Genomic DNA, 315 nt, shown 5'->3' on the forward strand with positions numbered 1-315 from the left:
CACCTCGCACGCCTCGGCGCAGCGTCCACAGGTGGCGTTGTGGGCGGTCTCCAGGCACTTCGCATCGTCGATGGCCGGCTGGAACGTGCGGTTGGCGCGACCGATGAGGCTCATGAATGACGAGATGGGGCACAGGTGCGAGCACCATTTACGGAAGAAGATCACCTCGACGGCTATCAGCGCCGGGATGATGAGCACCGACCAGGTGACATCGCCGCCGCCGAACAGTGCGATAAGCAGAAACACCATGGCGAACGACAGACCCACGGGGCATACCAGGCAGAATACCGGGAATCCGAAGATGGCGGCGGAAAG

At 62.5% G+C, this 315-nt stretch carries 1 protein-coding gene; it reads right to left on the reverse strand.

The window, feature by feature from the left end; genetic code table 11:
* Nucleotides 1-315, reverse strand: a 315-nt coding sequence (locus tag NE591_RS13745) for a 4Fe-4S binding protein (protein ID WP_256156918.1), incomplete at both ends; no start/stop codon positions are given.

The organism is Adlercreutzia sp. DFI.6.23 (assembly GCF_024462535.1).
Lineage (GTDB): Bacteria > Actinomycetota > Coriobacteriia > Coriobacteriales > Eggerthellaceae > Adlercreutzia > Adlercreutzia rubneri.